Origin of the sequence: Clostridium sp. AF20-7 (genome assembly GCF_003479275.1) — a bacterium.
Taxonomy (GTDB): Bacteria; Bacillota; Clostridia; order Lachnospirales; family Lachnospiraceae; genus Otoolea; species Otoolea fessa.
In genome coordinates this window covers 224,367-243,315 of the sequence record NZ_QUGF01000002.1, presented here as the reverse complement: position 1 = coordinate 243,315, position 18,949 = coordinate 224,367, and the positions used below count along the sequence as shown (strand labels likewise).

Annotated in this window: 11 protein-coding genes and 1 other RNA gene; 11 read left to right on the top strand and 1 reads right to left on the bottom strand. The window is 49.7% G+C overall.

The features are described from left to right. From DWX68_RS02805 to DWX68_RS02795, 3 genes are read left to right on the top strand one after another with little or no spacing between them, the layout of a single operon-like run. Positions 1-948 carry a cell surface protein gene (locus DWX68_RS02805; RefSeq protein ID WP_243027501.1) on the top strand — a complete coding sequence of 316 codons (948 nt, stop codon included), beginning with the start codon at positions 1-3 and terminating at the stop codon, positions 946-948. 35 nt (positions 949-983) lie between these two features. Further along, positions 984-3,425, top strand: coding sequence for an MMPL family transporter (locus tag DWX68_RS02800; RefSeq protein WP_118628553.1), 2,442 nt, complete (start codon positions 984-986; stop codon positions 3,423-3,425). Next, complete coding sequence (locus DWX68_RS02795; protein ID WP_118628552.1) at positions 3,409-6,039, top strand: hypothetical protein; 2,631 nt, start codon at positions 3,409-3,411, stop codon at positions 6,037-6,039. Before DWX68_RS02800 ends, DWX68_RS02795 begins: the two co-directional genes overlap by 17 nt. A 74-nt stretch (positions 6,040-6,113) precedes the next feature. Here the strand turns inward: DWX68_RS02795 and ssrA are convergent. After that, positions 6,114-6,454, bottom strand: a transfer-messenger RNA (tmRNA) gene (gene ssrA / locus DWX68_RS02790). Positions 6,455-7,049: 595 nt separating this feature from the next. Here ssrA and thrS point away from each other — a divergent pair. The 8 genes from thrS (at position 7,050) to DWX68_RS02745 (ending at position 18,715) form a co-directional block, all read left to right on the top strand. Beyond that, positions 7,050-8,987, top strand: a complete 1,938-nt coding sequence (gene thrS / locus DWX68_RS02780) for a threonine--tRNA ligase (RefSeq protein WP_107000018.1) — start codon at positions 7,050-7,052, stop codon at positions 8,985-8,987. Between the two features lie 355 nt (positions 8,988-9,342). Next, positions 9,343-9,657, top strand: coding sequence for a DUF1540 domain-containing protein (locus tag DWX68_RS02775; protein WP_107000017.1), 315 nt, complete (start codon positions 9,343-9,345; stop codon positions 9,655-9,657). A gap of 505 nt (positions 9,658-10,162) precedes the next feature. Next, positions 10,163-10,657, top strand: coding sequence for a translation initiation factor IF-3 (gene infC / locus DWX68_RS02770; protein ID WP_107000016.1), 495 nt, complete (start codon positions 10,163-10,165; stop codon positions 10,655-10,657). 37 nt (positions 10,658-10,694) lie between these two features. Beyond that, positions 10,695-10,892 carry a 50S ribosomal protein L35 gene (gene rpmI, locus DWX68_RS02765; protein WP_022358435.1) on the top strand — a complete coding sequence of 66 codons (198 nt, stop codon included), beginning with the start codon at positions 10,695-10,697 and terminating at the stop codon, positions 10,890-10,892. A 31-nt stretch (positions 10,893-10,923) separates the two neighbouring features. Beyond that, on the top strand, positions 10,924-11,280 hold the full coding sequence (gene rplT / locus DWX68_RS02760) for a 50S ribosomal protein L20 (protein WP_022358436.1): 357 nt from the start codon (positions 10,924-10,926) through the stop codon (positions 11,278-11,280). A gap of 528 nt (positions 11,281-11,808) precedes the next feature. Beyond that, positions 11,809-13,302 (top strand): oxaloacetate decarboxylase subunit alpha, encoded by a 1,494-nt coding sequence (locus DWX68_RS02755; protein WP_022358437.1) that lies wholly within the window; start codon positions 11,809-11,811, stop codon positions 13,300-13,302. 372 nt (positions 13,303-13,674) lie between these two features. Further along, positions 13,675-16,209 (top strand): SH3 domain-containing protein, encoded by a 2,535-nt coding sequence (locus DWX68_RS02750; protein WP_118628551.1) that lies wholly within the window; start codon positions 13,675-13,677, stop codon positions 16,207-16,209. A gap of 124 nt (positions 16,210-16,333) precedes the next feature. Continuing rightward, positions 16,334-18,715: a cadherin-like beta sandwich domain-containing protein gene (locus tag DWX68_RS02745; RefSeq protein WP_118628550.1), complete on the top strand. Its 2,382-nt coding sequence runs from the start codon at positions 16,334-16,336 to the stop codon at positions 18,713-18,715. Positions 18,716-18,949 lie beyond the last annotated feature (234 nt).

Genomic DNA, 18,949 nt, shown 5'->3' with positions numbered 1-18,949 from the left:
ATGAAGAAGGAAGAAAAACGGACGGCGCCGGGGTTAAAAAGGGCGCTGAAAGCGGTTCTGGGACATAAGATAGTACGGCTGGCAGGAATTGCAGGAGTAAGTCTCCTTTTCTCAGCGTCTGCCGCCCAGACAGTGCTTGCGGATGATGCGGGTGTCTGGCAGCCGGTGGAGAATGGTTATTATCTGGTGGGAATGGACGGTTCTTACCTGACGGGTTGGCAGCAGATGGGCGGAAAATGGTACCTGCTCGGAGCAGACAGTTTGATGAAAACGGGCTGGGAGCAGGAAAATGGAACCTGGTATTATCTGCAAGGGGACGGCGCGATGGCGACCGGCTGGCAGAATATCGACGGAAAATACTATTTCCTGAAAGACAGCGGCGCGATGGAGGGAACGACCTTCACAAAGGATGAGACGCAGTATACGATCAACGCGGACGGCAGCCTGGCGAACGCCAAAAAGAAGAAAAACACGGGCGGCGGCGCGTACACGCTGGCATTTCTGGATGCAGATACCCAGGCGATGGCGGACAGCTTAAATGAGCTGAAGGCGGACGCGTTTGACGGGGATGAGGAAGAAGATTACTATGACGATGACAAAAAAGATTACGATAAAGATGCCAGCTTTATTTTAAATGGAAAATTACAGCAGATCGCCGAACACCGTCTGGCGATGGCACGCAGTAAGGGCTATGGAAGCAGCCGGATCCCGGATGAAGGCACACTTGATGATTACCTCAAATCCATCGGGGAAAGCACTGCGAGACGTCATACGGAGATTTACCTCATCAACTGTGATGATGTGACGCAGGCAGAAGAAAAGCTTCTGCGTAATCACGACAGCGACGAGAAAAAGCGCGTGGACCGGGTGATTTATTATAAGGAAATGGGTGTTGCACATCAGCAGGTCGGCGATAAGCATTATTATATGATTATTTTGATGCGGTAAGGATCGCAATCATTGTATGACAGGAGCAAGCAGGCATGAAACTGAAATTTTTACATAAACGCAAAGAAGAAAAACAGACGGAAAAAGAAGCCTTCTCCCTGCCGAAATTCATCATTGAGCGGAGCAGGGCGATCGAGATTGTCTTTCTGGTTCTGGTGCTGATATCAGCGCTCATGGCGCCGTTTGTCGAGATCAACTATGATCTGACGGAATACCTGCCGTCGACCGTCCAGTCCAAACAGGGACTGGACCTGATGGAAGAGAAATTCGGCTACCCCGGCACGGGGCGCATCATGATTGATGATGTTTCGCTTTATGAGGCGAAAGCCTACAAGGATAAAATAGAGGCGTTGGACGGAGTCGATCAGGTCATGTGGCTCGATACATCGACCAGCGTATACGCGGCGGACGCATTTATCAACTTTAATAGTGTTGATGAGTATTACAAGGATAATACGGCGGTTATGGATATTGTTTTTGTAAACGGCGACACGGATAAGAGGACGTCCCAGACGATCGATGAGATCAAGGACATTCTCGGAGACAAGGGACATTACGTCGGCATGGCGGTTCAGAACAAATCGCTGCAGGAAAATGTTTCGAGCGAGATGAAGCTGATTATGACGCTGGCGGTCGTGGTTATTTTCCTGATTCTGACCGTGACGACGAACTCCTGGTTTGAACCGGTGCTGTATCTGACGGTCATGGGCGTGGCGATCGTCCTGAACAAAGGAACGAACCTGTTTATCGGGCGGATATCCTTTTTGACGAACAGTGTGTCGGCGGTCCTGCAGCTCGCCTGCTCGATGGATTATTCGATTTTCTTAAGCCACGCGTTTGCGAGGGAAAAGGCAAAGGGACTGGATCAGATGACCGCGTTAAGCAACGCGATCAATGAGGCATTAAACTCCATTTTCGCCAGCAGCCTGACGACGATCGTCGGATTTATCGTTCTGTGTTTTATGAAGTTTAATATCGGATTTGATATGGGACTTGTGCTGGCAAAAGGTATTGTCCTGAGTCTTCTGACAGTGGTGTTTTTTATGCCGGCGATGATTCTGCGTATGACGCCGATGATTGAGAAAACATCCCATCGTTCGTTCCTGCCGTCGTTTGATAAGCTCAGCCACGGTATCTACAACAGCCGCCGCATCGTGCTGATTCTGATTGCGGTGCTGGCGATCCCGGCATACACGGCGCAGAGCATGAACGATTTCCTCTACGGAAATGACGCGGTCGGCGCCAGCGAGGGAACGACGGTATATGAGGATGATGAGCTGATCACAGCGAAATTCGGACGAAGCAATATGATGATGGCAATCGTGCCGGATACTTCTTTTATCAAGGAAAAACAGTTCACGGATGAGCTGGAAGACCTGCCGTACATGAAGAGTGTAACGTCCTTGTCCGGGCAGCTCCCGGAGGGCGTACCGGAAGATTTCCTTCCGTACAGCATCACAAGCCAGTTACATAAAAAAGATTATGCGAGAATCCTTATTTACGTTAAGAGTAAGGGCGAGAGCAAGCTGGCGTACCAGTGCTCGGATGAGATCCAGGCGATCATGAAGAAATATTATCCGGAAAATTCGTATCTGGTCGGCACAACACCGTCCACACAGGACATCCAGACGACGATCACGAAGGATTACAGCCGTGTCAATGTGATGTCGCTGATCGGCGTATTTGTGGTTGTCATGTGGAGTTTTAAATCACTGATTATTCCGCTCCTTATCATGATTCCGATTGAGGTCGCGATTTTCGTCAATATGGCGGTACCGTACATCGTCGGAGACACGATGATTTTCATTGGTTACATTATCGTAAGCTGTATCCAGCTGGGCGCGACCGTCGATTATGCGATTCTGACGACGAACAATTATCTGGAATGCCGCAAGACGATGGGTAAGAAGGAAGCGGCGATCGGGGCGCTGAATCTTGGTATTCCGGCGATTCTGACATCCGGTTCGATCCTGACCTGTGCCGGATATATTGTATACAAGGTATCGAGTGTCGCGGCGATCGGCGATCTGGGACATTTGATTGGACGGGGGGCTCTGATTAGTATGCTTTTTGTCTGCTCCCTGATGCCGGCATTTCTGGTATTGTTTGATCATATCCTGATGCAGAACGAATTTGAGAGGATTCATCTGTTTTTCAAAAAACGGCGCGAACGCCGCCATGCCCGTATGAAACGGGCGGCAAGACGCGTGGCTGGTGCCGTGTGGAAAGGGAAAAAGCCGCTGGTGGATTCAGTTACGTCGAAAAGAAAACAATTCAAAGCTGAAACGAAAGCGCTGGAAGATACAGAAATGACAGAGACGGGCGGTTCTCAAGAGAAAACAGATTCCGATGCGGAGGCGCGGGAGAAACACAGAAGAAAGCTCCGGCTACTCGGAAAAGTGAGAGAACGAAGAAAAGACCGGAAACGGAAGATGACAGAAAAAAGGGAGGCTGGAAGCCATGAAGAAGATCATTAGAAGAGGAGCGGCGGCGACGCTGGCAGCGGTTACGCTGGTAACGAGTGCGGCAGTTCCTGTCCGGGCGGCTGCACCAAGAGTTCAGGTAGATGAAACGATGTATGTCAATCTGGACTATTATGGAACGGCAACGCAGATCAATGTGGTCAAAGGCTGTACCACGAATGGATTGACCGAATATACCGATTATGGTACCTATGACAAGGTGGTCAACATGACGGACGACACGGCGCCGGAAATTGGCGATGGAACCGTCACATGGAAACTGCCGGAGAAGAATTCGCGTTTTTATTATCAGTGTACGATGCCGAAAAACAGCGTCGATCTGCCGTGGACGTTTGACGTTTCCTATAAACTTAATGGAGTGGAAGCGGATGCATCCAAACTGGCGGGGGCGTCTGGTCTGGTTGAGGTCAATGTAAAGGCGACCCCGAATGAGAAGGCGAAGGCGTATTATAAAAATAATATGGTGTTGACCGTGCTTGTGCCGGTGGATATGGAGAAATGCTATAGTGTCGATGCGCCGGGCGCGCAGGTGCAGTCGGTTGGAAGCTATCAGGCGGCAATGTTTGCGGCGCTTCCGGGCGAGGACGGCGATTTTACAGTCCGGGTCGGCACGGATAAGTATGAGAATATCGGAGTCATTATGATGATGGTTCCGGGGACCCTGGATGAGCTGAACCGCATCAAGGATCTGAAAGAGGCGAAAGATACCTGGCGCGAGGATGGAAACAAGATGTATGACAGCATGAATGCGCTGTTAAAGACGATGGAATCCATGAAGTCGGATGTTTCCGGCGTGAAGGGCGGTCTGGCAAATCTCGATCAGGCGCGTGGAACCGTCAGTGCTAACCGGAAACAGATCGAGGCGCTCTCGACACAGGCGCTTGCCGATCTGCAGGCGGTCACGGATCAGACGACGGTCATGATTCCGTATTTACAGACGGCGCGCGATGCGGTGACGGATATTAACAGCAACACACAGGCGCTTTCCAATACGATGGAAGATATGCAGGATGAACTAGATCGCCTGTATGATCGTCTGGGAGGTTTGAGTAAATCGCTGCGTTCGGCAGCCGATGAGCTGAACAAGGGACTGCTCAGCCAGCAGTCGCAGGAGGCGATCGAGAAAGAGCTTGCTCAGAAGACGGCGGAAGTCCAGAAAATTTTGGAAGAACTCGATAAACTTCTGGGACAGGGAAATACCTCCCTGGCGGTGACAGAACAGGGGATTGGAAGCCTGAATCAGAGTTTAGCCACGTTAGACGGCATGAAGCTGAAACGGATCCGCAAGATGAAGAGTGCGGAGAAGGAAGAGACATCTGTATCGTCGGAGGCGGCATCTGGAAACGGAAATGGTCAGACAGCGGGGGCGGCTGGCAGCGCAGATATCACGGATTCTGCAGGTGCCGCCGATCATGCAAAAACTACGGGTTCTGCAAATACCACGGATGACGCGGAAATGGCAGCAGGCACTTCGGCCTCTGGCTCAGCAGGAACAGAAAGTAAAGATTCGGCTGAACAGGAAGCAGCGGGCGCAGGCATAGCGTCTGGTGCAGCTGGTAACCAGGCGGAAAAAGCGGCTGAATCAGCGACAAAGACGGAAGAGAAGAATCCTGCTTCGACGGCAGACAAGGCAGAGACGGATTCTGCTAAGAATTCGGGTTCCGCTTCGGAAGACAACTCCTCGGGTCAGGATGCAGAGGTGAATGCATTTGGAACCGAGGTTTCTGCGGGAGCCCTGACAGCCGGACCGTCCGGCGAGCCGGGAAGCGGCGGTGTCAATGATGCGAGCTGGGAAGATGAGATTGGCAATGCAGAAGATGATGTAGAGGAGGCGCTGGAGTCTCTGTCAGCGACTACTTATTCTGCGGATGCTGCAAGTCTGGTGGAAGAGACGAAGGGCATTTTCCAGAAAGTGGAGCAGGCGCAGAAAACTGCGAAAACGATTGTGAATAAAGTGAATGGTGCGTTCAAGACGGCGGGAGATATTACTGGCAAGACGGGTTCGACTTTATCGGCGCTCAGAAGTTCGACCGATGAACTGATTAATTTGCTGGATGATATGCGGGTCCTGATTGACACAACGGATAAATATGTGCCGACGATGCTGGATTCCCTGTCTGATTCTGAAGAACTGATGAACCGGCTGACCAGGGCACTTTATACCACACATGATATGCTCAGTCTTTTGAATGACACGCTGATTTCGGCAGGTGATTCGCTGGATGCCGGAACCAAGGCAACGCTGCAGGGCATGGAGAAGATTCTTGATAAGAACCTGACCATGATCGATCAGCTTGCGGCGGTTCGGGAAGCGGGGGAAGACATGAAGAGTACGCTCGATGAGCAGATCGATAAGTTTGAGGATGAGAACAACTTCCTGAACATAGATCCGGAGGCGGAGAAGATTTCCTTTACCTCCTCGAAAAATCCGTCCCCGAACAGCGTGCAGATCGTCCTGCGGACCGATGAGATCAGCGATGATGATGAATCAACCGATATCTCCGATCAGGAGGCAGACGGCAGCAGTGAAGAAGGTCCGTTAAAACGGATGTGGAATGTGCTGGTGGCGATCGTGAAGGCGATTATTGAGATATTCCAGAATCGGTAAAAGATGCAGAATAAAAATAGATAAGAAAAAGAACTGCCGCATCAGCAAATGATTTGCTGGGCGGCAGTTCTTTTTAGTGGACCAGACGGGAGTTGAACCCGTGTCCAAAAACCAATTCCCTGTTCTTCTACTATCATAGTCCGTTCTTTGACATTCCCTCTATCCTGCGGAAACGAACATCCTCAGAACTTCAGTAGTTCCTGATACGCCTGACAGTCCGGAACCCGCCTGTCATCGTTTCTCACATATTCGATGCCAGATTCTTAAAGTGTGAGTGCTCTAAGGCTGACAACTGCCAAATTAGGCAGCGTATGCTAATTTGTTGTTAGCGTTTAATTTTAAGTTTGCCATTTAACGCATCGCATGCGGATAGCTTCACCAGCTTCATGATCCCTGTCGAAACCGGTACTGGCCCTTATATTTATAGCCTTATTATCATACCATGAAAGAGGCGGTCTGTCAATGCAGTGAAAACTCAAGAGAAAAATATCTTGACAAAATAGAAACAGCTGATATAATCGAGACTGTAATGATGAACCAGAAACGGGTTTATCTATATAGAAAGAAAGTGTTGAGAAGACCAGTAGGATTGTGGAACTGGACAGAGAACGGCGTCGCAGGAAAAGCCTGAAATAACAGAGGCAGGTGGCTGTGGGTGGAAGCGTCGGACAGGAAAGCAAATCTGAATACCAGCTTTGAATGTCCCTTAATCGGGAACGGTGATTCCGTTATCATCAGAATGAAGTGGAATCGATCCGAACGATCGATTCAATAAGGGTGGAACCGCGATTAATCGTCCCTTAGTCAGAAACATCTGGCTAAGGGACTTTTTGTTTCATAGGAAATTGCGTCCTATGAAACAAAAAACGCTCCGCGGGATGCGCACTCGCGCGAAGAAGCAACATGTCGCAGGCGATCGTGCTCGGCGCGAGAATGTGCCAAGACACATTCTTTCGTGGTTCTTCTGGTCAGGAAGCTTTTATTATTTCAGAACGAAAAGGAGAAAAAAGATGAAGATCACATTAAAAGATGGCTCTGTCAAAGAATATGCGAGCCCGATGTCCATCATCGACATTGCAAAAGACATCAGCGAAGGCCTGGCGAGAGTGGCATGTCTGGGTGAGGTTGACGGTAAGGAAGAAGATCTCCGTACCGTGATCGACCATGACTGTCAGTTAAATATCCTGACTGCAAAGGATGAGAAAGGTCTGGCAGCTCTGCGCCATACCGCCAGCCATGTAATGGCACAGGCTGTAAAACGCCTTTACCCGGAGACAAAACTTGCGATTGGACCGTCCATCGCAGACGGTTTCTACTATGATGTCGATCCGGCTACCCCTTTGACTGCAGAGGATTTGCCGAAGATCGAGGCAGAGATGAAGAAAATCATCAAAGAAGCACTTCCACTGGAGCGCTTTACTCTGCCGAGAAATGAAGCGATCGAGTTCATGAAGGAGAAAGAGGAGCCGTACAAGGTAGAATTAATCGAGGATCTGCCGGAGGATGCAGAGATTAGCTTCTACCGTCAGGGTGATTTTACTGACTTATGTGCAGGACCTCACATGATGAACACCAAGGGTGTTGGTAAGGCATTTAAGCTGATGAATCTGGCAGGCGCATACTGGAGAGGCAGCGAGAAGAACAAAATGCTGACCCGTATCTATGCGACCGCATTTGCAACCAAAGAGGATCTGGAAGCATACATCACAATGATGGAAGAGGCAAAGAAACGTGACCATCGTAAACTGGGCAAAGAACTTGGCCTGTTCATGATGCACGATGCAGGTCCGGGCTTCCCGTTCTTCCTGCCGAAGGGCATGGTACTGAAAAATACCCTGCTTGATTACTGGAGAGAAATCCATAAAAAAGCTGGTTATGTAGAGATTTCCACTCCGATCATCCTGAATCGCAAGCTCTGGGAGACTTCCGGACACTGGGATCATTACAAAAACAACATGTATACAACTGTGATCGATGAAGAGGATTACGCAATTAAACCAATGAACTGTCCGGGCGGCGTTTTGGTATACGCTTCTGAGCCACGTTCCTACCGTGATCTGCCGCTGCGTATGGGTGAGCTTGGTATCGTTCATCGTCATGAGAAATCTGGTCAGCTTCATGGTCTGATGCGTGTACGCTGTTTCACACAGGATGATGCACATATCTTCATGACACCGGAGCAGATCAAGGACGAGATCAAGGGCGTTGTACACCTGATCAACCAGGTATATTCCCTGTTTGGGTTCAAATATCACGTAGAGCTGTCCACCCGACCGGAAGACAGCATGGGAAGTGATGAAGATTGGGAGATGGCAACCGAAGGCTTGCGTTCCGCTCTGGAAGAGCTGGGACTGCCGTATGTGGTAAACGAGGGCGATGGCGCATTCTATGGACCGAAGATCGACTTCCATCTGGAAGATTCTATCGGAAGAACCTGGCAGTGTGGTACCATCCAGCTTGACTTCCAGCTTCCACAGCGATTTGAATTAGAGTACACCGGAGCAGACGGCGAGAAACATCGTCCGATCATGATTCACCGTGTTGTATTTGGTTCCATCGAGCGTTTCATCGGTATCTTGATCGAGCACTTCGCAGGTGCATTCCCAACCTGGCTGGCACCGGTACAGGTAAAGATTCTTCCGATCTCTGACAAATACGCAGATTACAGCAAGGAAGTTCTGGACAAGCTGACCGAGGCTGGCATCCGTGCAGAGATGGATACACGTTCCGAGAAGATCGGCTACAAGATCCGCGAGGCACAGACCCAGAAGATCCCGTACATGCTGGTTGTTGGACAGAAAGAGGAGGAAGAGAAGACCGTTTCCGTCCGCAGCCGTTTTGCGGGTGACGAGGGCGCAAGCAGTGTAGAGAGCTTCATCGAGTCCATCCAGAAGGAGATCGAAGAGAAAAACCTGCGTGAGACTGTGAAAGCAGACGAAGCTAAATAATTTTGAAAAATTAAAAAATCAGGCAGACGCATCTGTGAGATAAAATCATGGATGCGTTTGTTTTAGTTTGCACGAATAAATCCAAAAAAGAAGCAGATACTACTCCTGAATCTAAAAACCAGTAACTGTTCACAGGCAGGAATTTTCTGAACTGAAAATTCCGTACGATACAGTTCTGGTTGCGGATTTTGTCGATTTGAAATGCGAAGTATCGGCAAAATCCCGTTACTGGTCATACATGTGTGAACAGCAACGAAAACCATGACACATTGAAAAGTGTATCGCTGAAAAGTTTGACGGCTGGATGCCGGAGGAGACTTTCGGTGATGCATGTCAGAAAACAGGAGGAAAAATCATGACAAAACTGGATTGTAGTGTAACCGGATGTATGCACAATGCGGAAAACTGCTGCTGTAAAAATACCATTCTGGTAGAAGGAAAGACAGCGCAGGATAAATGCGATACCTGCTGCGGCAGCTTCGACGAGAAGAAAGGCGGCACATTCCGCAACCTTTTTAAAACACCGGAGAGCCGTCTCGAAGTAGAGTGCGAGGCAACGAACTGTGTTTATAATACAGACCGCCGGTGCAGTGCGGAACACATCGGAATCACCGGAGGCAATGCGACGGTTTCTATGCAGACGGAATGTTCGAGTTTCCAGAAGCGGTGACTCTGATGCGGTTTTCTTTTTAAATAGAAGAAAGCCTGCATAAGCATTCGAAATAAAAAATGCCGCTGGATATGGAAAATTCTGTCAGGAAGGAAGCAAAATCGGGCATAGGTAATGATATCCGGCGGTAGTTTTTAGTATGTTCGTAAATGTATTTGCGTACGTTGCCGTCATTCGCGCAACACGTGAACCATATTTAAAAATCATTTGTAAATCTTCTCAAAAATCTTCTCAAAAATCTCGAAAAAACCGGTTGACATTCCAAAGAAACCATAGTATACTAACAAAAGTTGTGAGGAAACAACTTCACGAAGACAGGAAAGCAGGTTATCTACCTCACCTCAGCACGAGCAAGTGACTGTGGGTTCATAAATTTGAGAAATTTCCTATATTGGATTTCCTATTATGAGTAAGTGGATGGTCTGTACTGTTCACTTATTTTTTTTGACACTGAATCAACCAAAATCATCACATATCATGGGGGTGCACGACTATTAGCGAGTTAATGATTAACGAACAGATTAGAGACAGAGAGGTTCGTTTGATTGGCGAAAATGGAGAGCAGCTTGGAATCATGTCCGCAAAGGATGCTTACAAGTTAGCGAAAGAAGCGGAACTGGATTTAGTAAAGATTGCTCCGACTGCGAAGCCGCCGGTCTGCAAGATTATCGATTACGGTAAATACAGATACGAGCTTGCAAGAAAAGAAAAAGAAGCTAAGAAGAAACAGAAGGTAATCGAGATCAAGGAAGTTCGTCTTTCCCCGAATATCGATGAAAATGACCTGAATACCAAGATGAACAATGCGAGAAAATTCCTGGAAAAAGGCAATAAAGTAAAGGTTACACTTCGTTTCAGAGGTCGTGAGATGGCACATATGTCAAAGACAAAGTATATCCTTGACGATTTTGCAGAGAAGCTTGCCGATATCGCAGCCGTTGATAAACCGGCAAAAGTAGAAGGAAGAAGTATTGTACTGTTCCTTTCTGCGAAACGCTAGATATAAGGACATAACTATTATTAAGGAGGACTACACCATGCCTAAAATGAAAACAAGCAGAGCAGCTGCTAAACGTTTTAAAACAACCGGAACCGGAAAGTTAGTAAGAAATAAAGCTTACAAATCCCACATCTTAACTAAGAAATCTACAAAGAGAAAAAGAAATCTTAGAAAAGACATCGTTACTGATGCTACAAACAGCAAGGTAATGAAGAAGATTTTACCGTACTTATAAGATTCGAGGATTAAGAAGGAGGAAATAACCGATGGCAAGAGTAAAAGGCGGATTAAACGCTAAAAAGAAACACAATAGAGTATTAAAGCTGGCAAAGGGTTACAGAGGCGCACGTTCCAAACAGTACCGTGTAGCTAAGCAGTCCGTAATGAGAGCTCTTACAAGCTCCTACGCTGGTCGTAAAGAGAGAAAGAGACAGTTCAGACAGCTGTGGATCGCTCGTATCAACGCAGCAGCACGTATCAATGGTCTGTCCTACAGCAAGTTCATGTACGGCTTAAAGCAGGCTGGTGTTGAGATGAACCGCAAGATCCTTTCTGACATGGCTATCAACGATGCAGAAGGTTTCGCAAAACTGGCAGAGCTGGCTAAGTCCAAACTTGCGTAAGCAAAGAGCAGTGCGAAAAAAAGAAGCCACACACAGAAGCGTTGTGTTTACACAAAAGCGGCTGTGTGTGGCTTCTTTTTTTCATAGGGCGAATGCCCGACAGCGAGGAAAAACGAAGTTTTTTCGAGCTGCCGCACTGCGGACTAGAAAGAAGTGATCCATAGAAGCGTTGTGTTTACACAAAAGCAGCTGTGTGTGGCTTCTTTTTTTCATAGGGCGAATGCCCGACAGCGAGGAAAAACGAAGTTTTTTCGAGCTGCAGCACTGCGGACTAGAAAGAGGTGACCAAGAAACTTTTTTCCTCTGCGCCGCCCCCACGCGGCGCAGAGGAAAGCTCTCTGACATCAGTAAAAATCACAACCCACATTTCCACGATATAGAATTTACTTATGAAATTATATTAAAAAAACTATCCAGAAACCGAGAAACTTGTGGTATAATAGATAAAAATATGGCTGTGAATTATTTAATCAGCCAGGTCGCAGATAGTTGACTCATAATAAAAGTGTATTGGGAGGTATCTTTAGAATGGCAAATGAAAAGAAAAAGCCGGTTAAGATCGTGGAAACTGTCCTTCGTGACGCGCACCAGTCTCTGATTGCAACCAGAATGACAACGGAGCAGATGCTTCCGATCATCGGAAAGATGGATGAGGTTGGATATCATGCAGTAGAATGCTGGGGCGGTGCGACATTCGATGCCAGCCTTCGTTTCCTGAAGGAAGATCCGTGGGAGCGCCTTAGAAAGCTGAGAGATGGTTTTAAGAAGACAAAACTTCAGATGCTGTTTCGCGGACAGAATATTCTGGGTTATAACCACTATGCAGATGATGTGGTAGAATATTTCGTACAGAAATCAGTTGCCAATGGTATTGATATTATCCGTATTTTTGACTGTTTAAATGATATCCGCAACCTGGAGACAGCGGTAAAGGCAGCCAACAAAGAAAAAGCACACGCACAGATAGCGCTGAGCTATACACTGGGTGATGCATATACACTGGATTATTGGAAAGACATTGCAAAGAGAATCGAGGATATGGGCGCTGATTCTCTGTGTATCAAGGATATGGCAGGTCTTCTGACCCCGTACAATGCAGAGATCCTTGTGAAAGCACTGAAAGAAGCAGTTGATCTTCCGATTGATATCCATACGCATTACACCTCCGGCGTTGCATCCATGACGTACCTAAAGGCAGTGGAAGCGGGCGCTGACATGATCGATACCGCGATGTCTCCGTTCTCGATGGGAACGAGCCAGCCGGCGACCGAGGTTATGGTTGAGACCTTCAAAGGTACTCCGTATGATACCGGACTGGATCAGGAAAAACTGGCGGAGATCGCAGATTACTTCCGCCCGATGCGTGAGGAAGCGTTAAAGAGTGGTCTGATGAATACCAAGGTTCTGGGCGTTGACATCAATACCCTGCGTTATCAGGTCCCGGGCGGTATGCTTTCCAACCTGGTTTCCCAGCTGAAAGAAGCGCGCGCAGAGGATAAATACTACGATGTTCTGAAAGAGATCCCGAGAGTCCGCAAAGACTTCGGTGAGCCGCCGTTAGTTACTCCGTCTTCCCAGATCGTTGGTACGCAGGCTGTATTAAATGTCCTGATGGGCGAGCGCTACAAGATGTTCACAAAGGAATCCAAGAAACTTCTGATGGGCGAGTTCGGACAGACTGTAAAGCCGTTCGACAAAGAAGTTCAGAAGAAAGCAATCGGCGATGCAAAACCGATTACCTGTCGTCCGGCAGATCTGATCGAGCCGCAGCTTGAGAAGATTGAGGCGGAGATGAAGCAGTGGAAGCAGCAGGATGAGGATGTCCTGACTTATGCACTGTTCCCACAGGTGGCAAAAGAGTTCTTCGAGTCCCGTCCGGCAAAGAAACCGCCGGTTGAGAAACGTGAGATCCTGAAAGCGGCTGCACCGGAAGTAAAGAAAGCACCGGTGTCCACTGAGGAGATGGATGGAAACGGCATCAATACCTGGGCTGGAAGAAAAAGCGAGTCTTACCAGATCTAAGCTAAAAAGAATTTAAGGATTTTGAGCCAAAAGGAGTGCCAGAATCGGTAGAGTGTACCGGGTTGGCACTCCTTTTTATGCTACTATGCATTCAAAAATCATATATCCGGAAAACATTTCAAAGCCAACTTATACTGCTTCTAAAAATTAAGAAAATCTTACAATTTCACGCAAAGACCCCAAATTTTGCGAAGTTTTTTCGGTAAGGTTGACACATATGGTCTTTTTTCATTATAATAGATACGATTGTAAAAACGTGAAAAAGATGGAAAACAGTCGAGCGGCTGTCTGGAAATGCGGCGGCAGACAGAATAAGAATTCCGTTGCGGGGGATGAATTGCAGAAAACGCAGCAGAATGAGGAGATAGACGGATGAAAAAATGGAAGTTATTGGGGAAACGGGCGGCGGCGTTTCTGCTGGGCGCTGTGATGGCGGTCAACCCAGGGCTGGCAGGTACTGCAGCAGAGTCTTTGCTGGGGATCGTCAGCTATGCGGAAGAGAGAACCGCGTCAGTCAATGCGACAAACCTGAATGTCCGGAGTGGTCCGGGCACTTCGTATCAGGCACTAGCGAAGCTGTCCAAGGGCGCACCAGTTACAGTACTTGGTGAGCAGACGGGAACGGATGGCGTCGTATGGTATCAGATACGATATAGCGGAAGCGGCGGTGAGCAGACGGGGTATGTTTCGAGCAAATACATAAAGTTTCCGACTGCGATCAAATCGGATTCGGATTTTGAAAGCTATCTGACAAAGCAGGGATTTCCGGAGAGCTATAAACAGGGGCTCCGGGAATTGCATGCACAATATCCGAATTGGACGTTCACGGCGTTCCAGACAAATCTGGATTGGAACACAGCGTTGAAAAATGAAAGCGTGATCGGGCGGAACCTGGTTGCGAGCAGCAGCATTTCGTCCTGGAAATCGACCGAGACAGGTGCGTATGACTGGGGAACCGGAACCTGGCCGGGCTTTGACGGAAGCTCCTGGGTACAGGCGTCTTCGGATATTATCGCCTATTATATGGATCCGCGGAATTTCTTAAATGATAAATATATTTACCAGTTCATGAAACAGTCGTTTGACAGTTCGCTTCACACGAAGACGGGGCTGCAGAACATGGTGAGCGGAACATTCCTTTCCGGCACGGTGTCGGGCGGATCGTCGGTATCGGCCGGTACGGGAAGTGGTTCAGGAAGCTCTTCTTCCGGTTCAGCGACGGGACCGGGAAGTTCGTCAGGTTCGAGCGGAAGCAGCGCCGGTCTGTCGTCTCCGATTGCTTCGATCAGCGATCATAAGACGGAGCGGGTGGCAGCGACCAATGGACCGGGCATGGCGGGAGATGGATTTTCTTCCAACAATGCAGACGGAGAGACGGCGCCGGTCAGCAGCGGCACATCGAATAAGTCATCGGGGACAACCAGCAGCACGGCTGGAACCACCAGTGGCAGTACAAGCGCACCGGGAAGCAGCACAACTGGAACAACTTCTGGTTCAACCAGCAGCGGAAGAACAAGTGCACCGGGAAGTGGCACTTCCAGCAGTTCGGGAACTTCCACGGGAGTGGCGCAGCAGTCTGCAATCGGTACTTCCTATGTAGATATCATCATGAATGCGGCATCCGAATCGGGAGTCAATCCATATATTCTGGCGTCGATGATTCTGCAGGAACAGGGCAGCCAGGGAACCGGACGCAGTATTTCCGGAACTGTGTCCGGCTATCAGGGATATTATAACTTCTTTAATATAGAGGCATATCAGTCCGGCTCGATGAGTGCGGTAGAACGCGGACTCTGGTGGGCATCCCAGTCGGGAAGCTATCTGCGCCCGTGGAACAGCATCGAGAAATCGATCCGCGGCGGTTCGGTTTATTATGGCGAGAATTATGTGAAAAAAGGGCAGGATACGCTGTACTTAAAGAAATTTAATGTGCAGGGCAGCAACCTTTATAAACACCAGTACATGACGAACGTGCAGGCGGCAGCTGCCGAAGGACTGACGCTTTCGAAGATCACGGCATTGGCAAATACAACACTTGAGTTCTCGATTCCGGTGTATAAAAACATGCCGGCGGGCGCCTGCGTCAAACCGACGCTGGACGGCAGCCCGAACAACAAGCTGTCGGCGCTGGGTGTCGATGGATTTGCACTGACACCGACCTTTAACCGAGATACAGAGTCCTACGATCTGATCGTGGATCCATCGGTGGCAAGCGTGACGGTAGCAGCGAGCGCGATTGATTCCAAGGCAACGATTGCCGGAACGGGAACGGTCGATCTGCAGAGCGGTGTCAATGAGATCACCGTGACGGTCAAAGCGGCAAATGGAAATCTGCGAAATTACGTCCTTCACGTAGTGCGCCAGTCGGGCGGTCCGACCTACTCAAGCTCGATTGGAAGCGGCGTTTCCTCTGGAAGCAGCTCTAGCGGTCCGGCGACGGGACCGGGCATGTCTTCAGGAAGCAGTTCAGGAAATTCTTCCTCCGGCGGTTCGGATGTGCAGATTGTCGGTCCGACCTCTTCGGGAAGCAGTTCAGGAAGCTCTCCTTCCGGGCAGTCCGCACCGGGATCGAATGTGAATGGATTTGGGAGCGGCAGTTCCGGAACCCTGATTGCGCCAAATGGGGAGTCTGTCGGGAGCGCCGGCAGTCCGCAGGGGAGTCAGTCGCCGACCAGCGCGGCGGCACCATCCCAGTCCACATCGGGAACGCATGCGGCATCGTCGGTGCGCGGGGATGTCAACGGCGACGGTAAGCTGAACATCATGGATATCCTGCTGGCACAGCGGTCGATACTGGGACTTGGAAAGTTAAGAGCGGAAGAAATCGCGCGCGCCGACCTCAATGGAAATGGAAAAGTAGATATTTTGGATGTTCTTTTGATGCAGAAGAAGATTTTGGGACTGTAGGGATATTTCACGTACCTGCGGCTGGTCTTGAGAGATGGCAGCGGGTACGTGAAAATTTGTAAAGAAAGGGAACGGTGCAGATATGGGACCGTTACCAATAAAGAATATAGGACAGGGCAGTTGAATGAAAAGGTTTAAAAATATCATATTAGGTATACTTGCGGCAGGTATGCTGACGGTGGCGGCGCCGGTTGGCGGGATCAGCGCCTATGCATCCAGCGCAAAAATTTCATTTTCCGATCCGAGTGCGACGGTGGGGCAGGAGTTCAGCGTCAATGTGAAGATCTCCTCTCAGGATGGAAATCTAGGGGCATCCGACGTGGTACTTTCCTATGATCCGTCGGTCATTGAGTTTGTGAGCGGAAATAACGCAAGCGGCGGTGCAGGTTCCGTCCGCCTGGTTGGAACGATGGATTCCAATTCGACGAAGGCATTTTCCTATACGCTGAAATTCAAGGCAGTGCAGGCGGGAAATACTTCGATCTCTGTGGGAAGTTATGAAGTCTATGACTCAGATGCACAGGCAGTCACAGTTTCTAAAACGGGGACGGCGAGCGTCAAAGTAAAAGCACCGGCAACCTCCTCGGCGGAAGCGGCGCTTTCGTCCTTGAAGATTTCTCCAGGAACACTTTCTCCTGCATTTTCGCCAAATGTGACTTCCTATACAGCGCAGGTAGGAGCCAGCGTCGATAAGCTGGCGGTCAGCGCGAGTGCGAAGGACAGCAAGGCGAAAGTCCTTGTCAGCGGTGATTCCAGCTTAAAGGTAGGTGCTAATACCGTTGTCTGCAAGGTGACGGCGGAGGATGGACAGACAACTAAGAGCTACACGATCACAGTCAATAAGCTGGATACGGTCGATGTGCCGTCAGAGGCGGAGACAGGGGCTGAAACAGAGGCAGTTGGGACAAGGCCGGTTGTGACAAACGGGCTGGATGTGGAAATAGACGGCGTTTCCTATACGGTGGCGACGGAATTTGATGCCTCCCTGCTTCCGGAAGGATATACGCAGTCTACCTGTACTTATGGCGGTTCAGAGGTCCAGTGTGGAAATGGCAATGACCTGACGCTTCTGTATTTGCAGGGTGCCGATGGAAATGGTGCGTTTTATATTTATATACCGGAATCCGGTGTGTTATCGCCGTATGTGACGATCGATGTGACAGCAAAGTCGATTCTGGTGCTTCCACCGGATGAGTCGGTTCAGATTCCGGATGGATTTATGGAGACGACCATTCAGTTAAACGGCACGTATAAAGTGCAGGGCTGGGTGTGGAAGAGCGATGAACAGCAGAAGTATTGTGTCGTATATGGTATGAATGAGAGCGGCGAGAAGTCGCTGTACCGGTATGATATTGCAGAAAAGACCTTCCAACGGTATTTTGAAGACCCGTCTCTGGCAACTAAATACGATGATGCACAAGTGGAAGAGATTGTAGATAAGTACAACGCACTTTGCAGGGATTATAATATCCGCTTTATCATGCTTGCGGTTCTGGGCGTGGCATGTGTAATCTTGTTCTTTATCGTGATCAATCTTCTGCTCAAGCGAAAAGAGTGGAGAGGGGAAGCGCAGGCAGCCGGAGGCAGACAGAGGTCCAAGCGCCGTCCGCCATCGCCGAATGCACGACCGGCGGCAGACGCACGGGTGAAACGAGGCACTGGGCGCGACAAGAGAGAAGATGGGGAAATGATGCCGGCAAGACCGGTAGCGCGGAGTGAGAAGGAGCGCATGGCAGCGGATGACAGACGCCGCCCGTCCGCAGAGCGGATGGAGGAAGGGCGTCGGAGTGCGCGCCGAACCCAGGAGACGCTGGAGACAAGACCGGTTCGCCGGGAGCGGGAAGAGGAGCGCGAGATGCAGCCGGTCCGCCGGACAAGGGAAGATGAGCGCGCGTCCCAGCCGGTTCGCCGAGAGCGGAGTATGGAGGCAGCATCGGCAGACCGCGCAAAACGGATGCCGGAGGAAAGACGTCGCCGGGAAGCAGGAAGCGAAAATCGTTCCGAACGCGTTCGTAGAGAAATGCCAGAAGAAAGCAGTCCGGCTTGTGTCCGCAGAGAGGCATCAGAAGAAGAACGTCTGCAGCGCACCCGCAGAGATGCGGCAGAGGAAAGCCATTCAGAGCGTCCGCGCAGAACTTCGGCAGACGGAAGCCGCGCAGAGCGGGAACGCCAGGCAGTGGCAGAAAGCCGACGCACAGAACGGGAACGTGCCGTTTCAGCAAAAGAAAGCCGCCTGCAGCGCGATTGCACGCCTGCATCGGCGCATCGTGCGGCGAAAGAGTCTGCAGCATCGGGAGAACGCCGGAATGCGCGCCCGGCGATTTATGTGCGCCCGGCATCCCGCTCGGAGCTTTACTACACGCTGGAACGGGAGGAATACGGTGATCGCCCAACGAGATATGAGTCGGAATCAGAGCGATCCAGACGCGCCCGCGAGGCAAAAGCCCGGTTAGAGCGGGATCGGCGTGATGAGGATGGATTTGAGTATATCGACGATCCGCAGTAAATAAAAGAGGAAAAGATGGATATCTGTCCAGAAGATTTCTGGCGGGTATCTGTCTTTTCTTTTATATCGATTTTTTTGTAACAAGTTCACGTTACTGTTCACGCATACGTGCCCAGTAACGGAATTTGCCGTGGCTTCGCATTTAAATACGGCAAATTCCTGCTGCTACCACGTTTTCTTACGGCACTTTCAGTTCCAAAAGTGCCTATCCGTGATCAGTAACAAGTTCACACA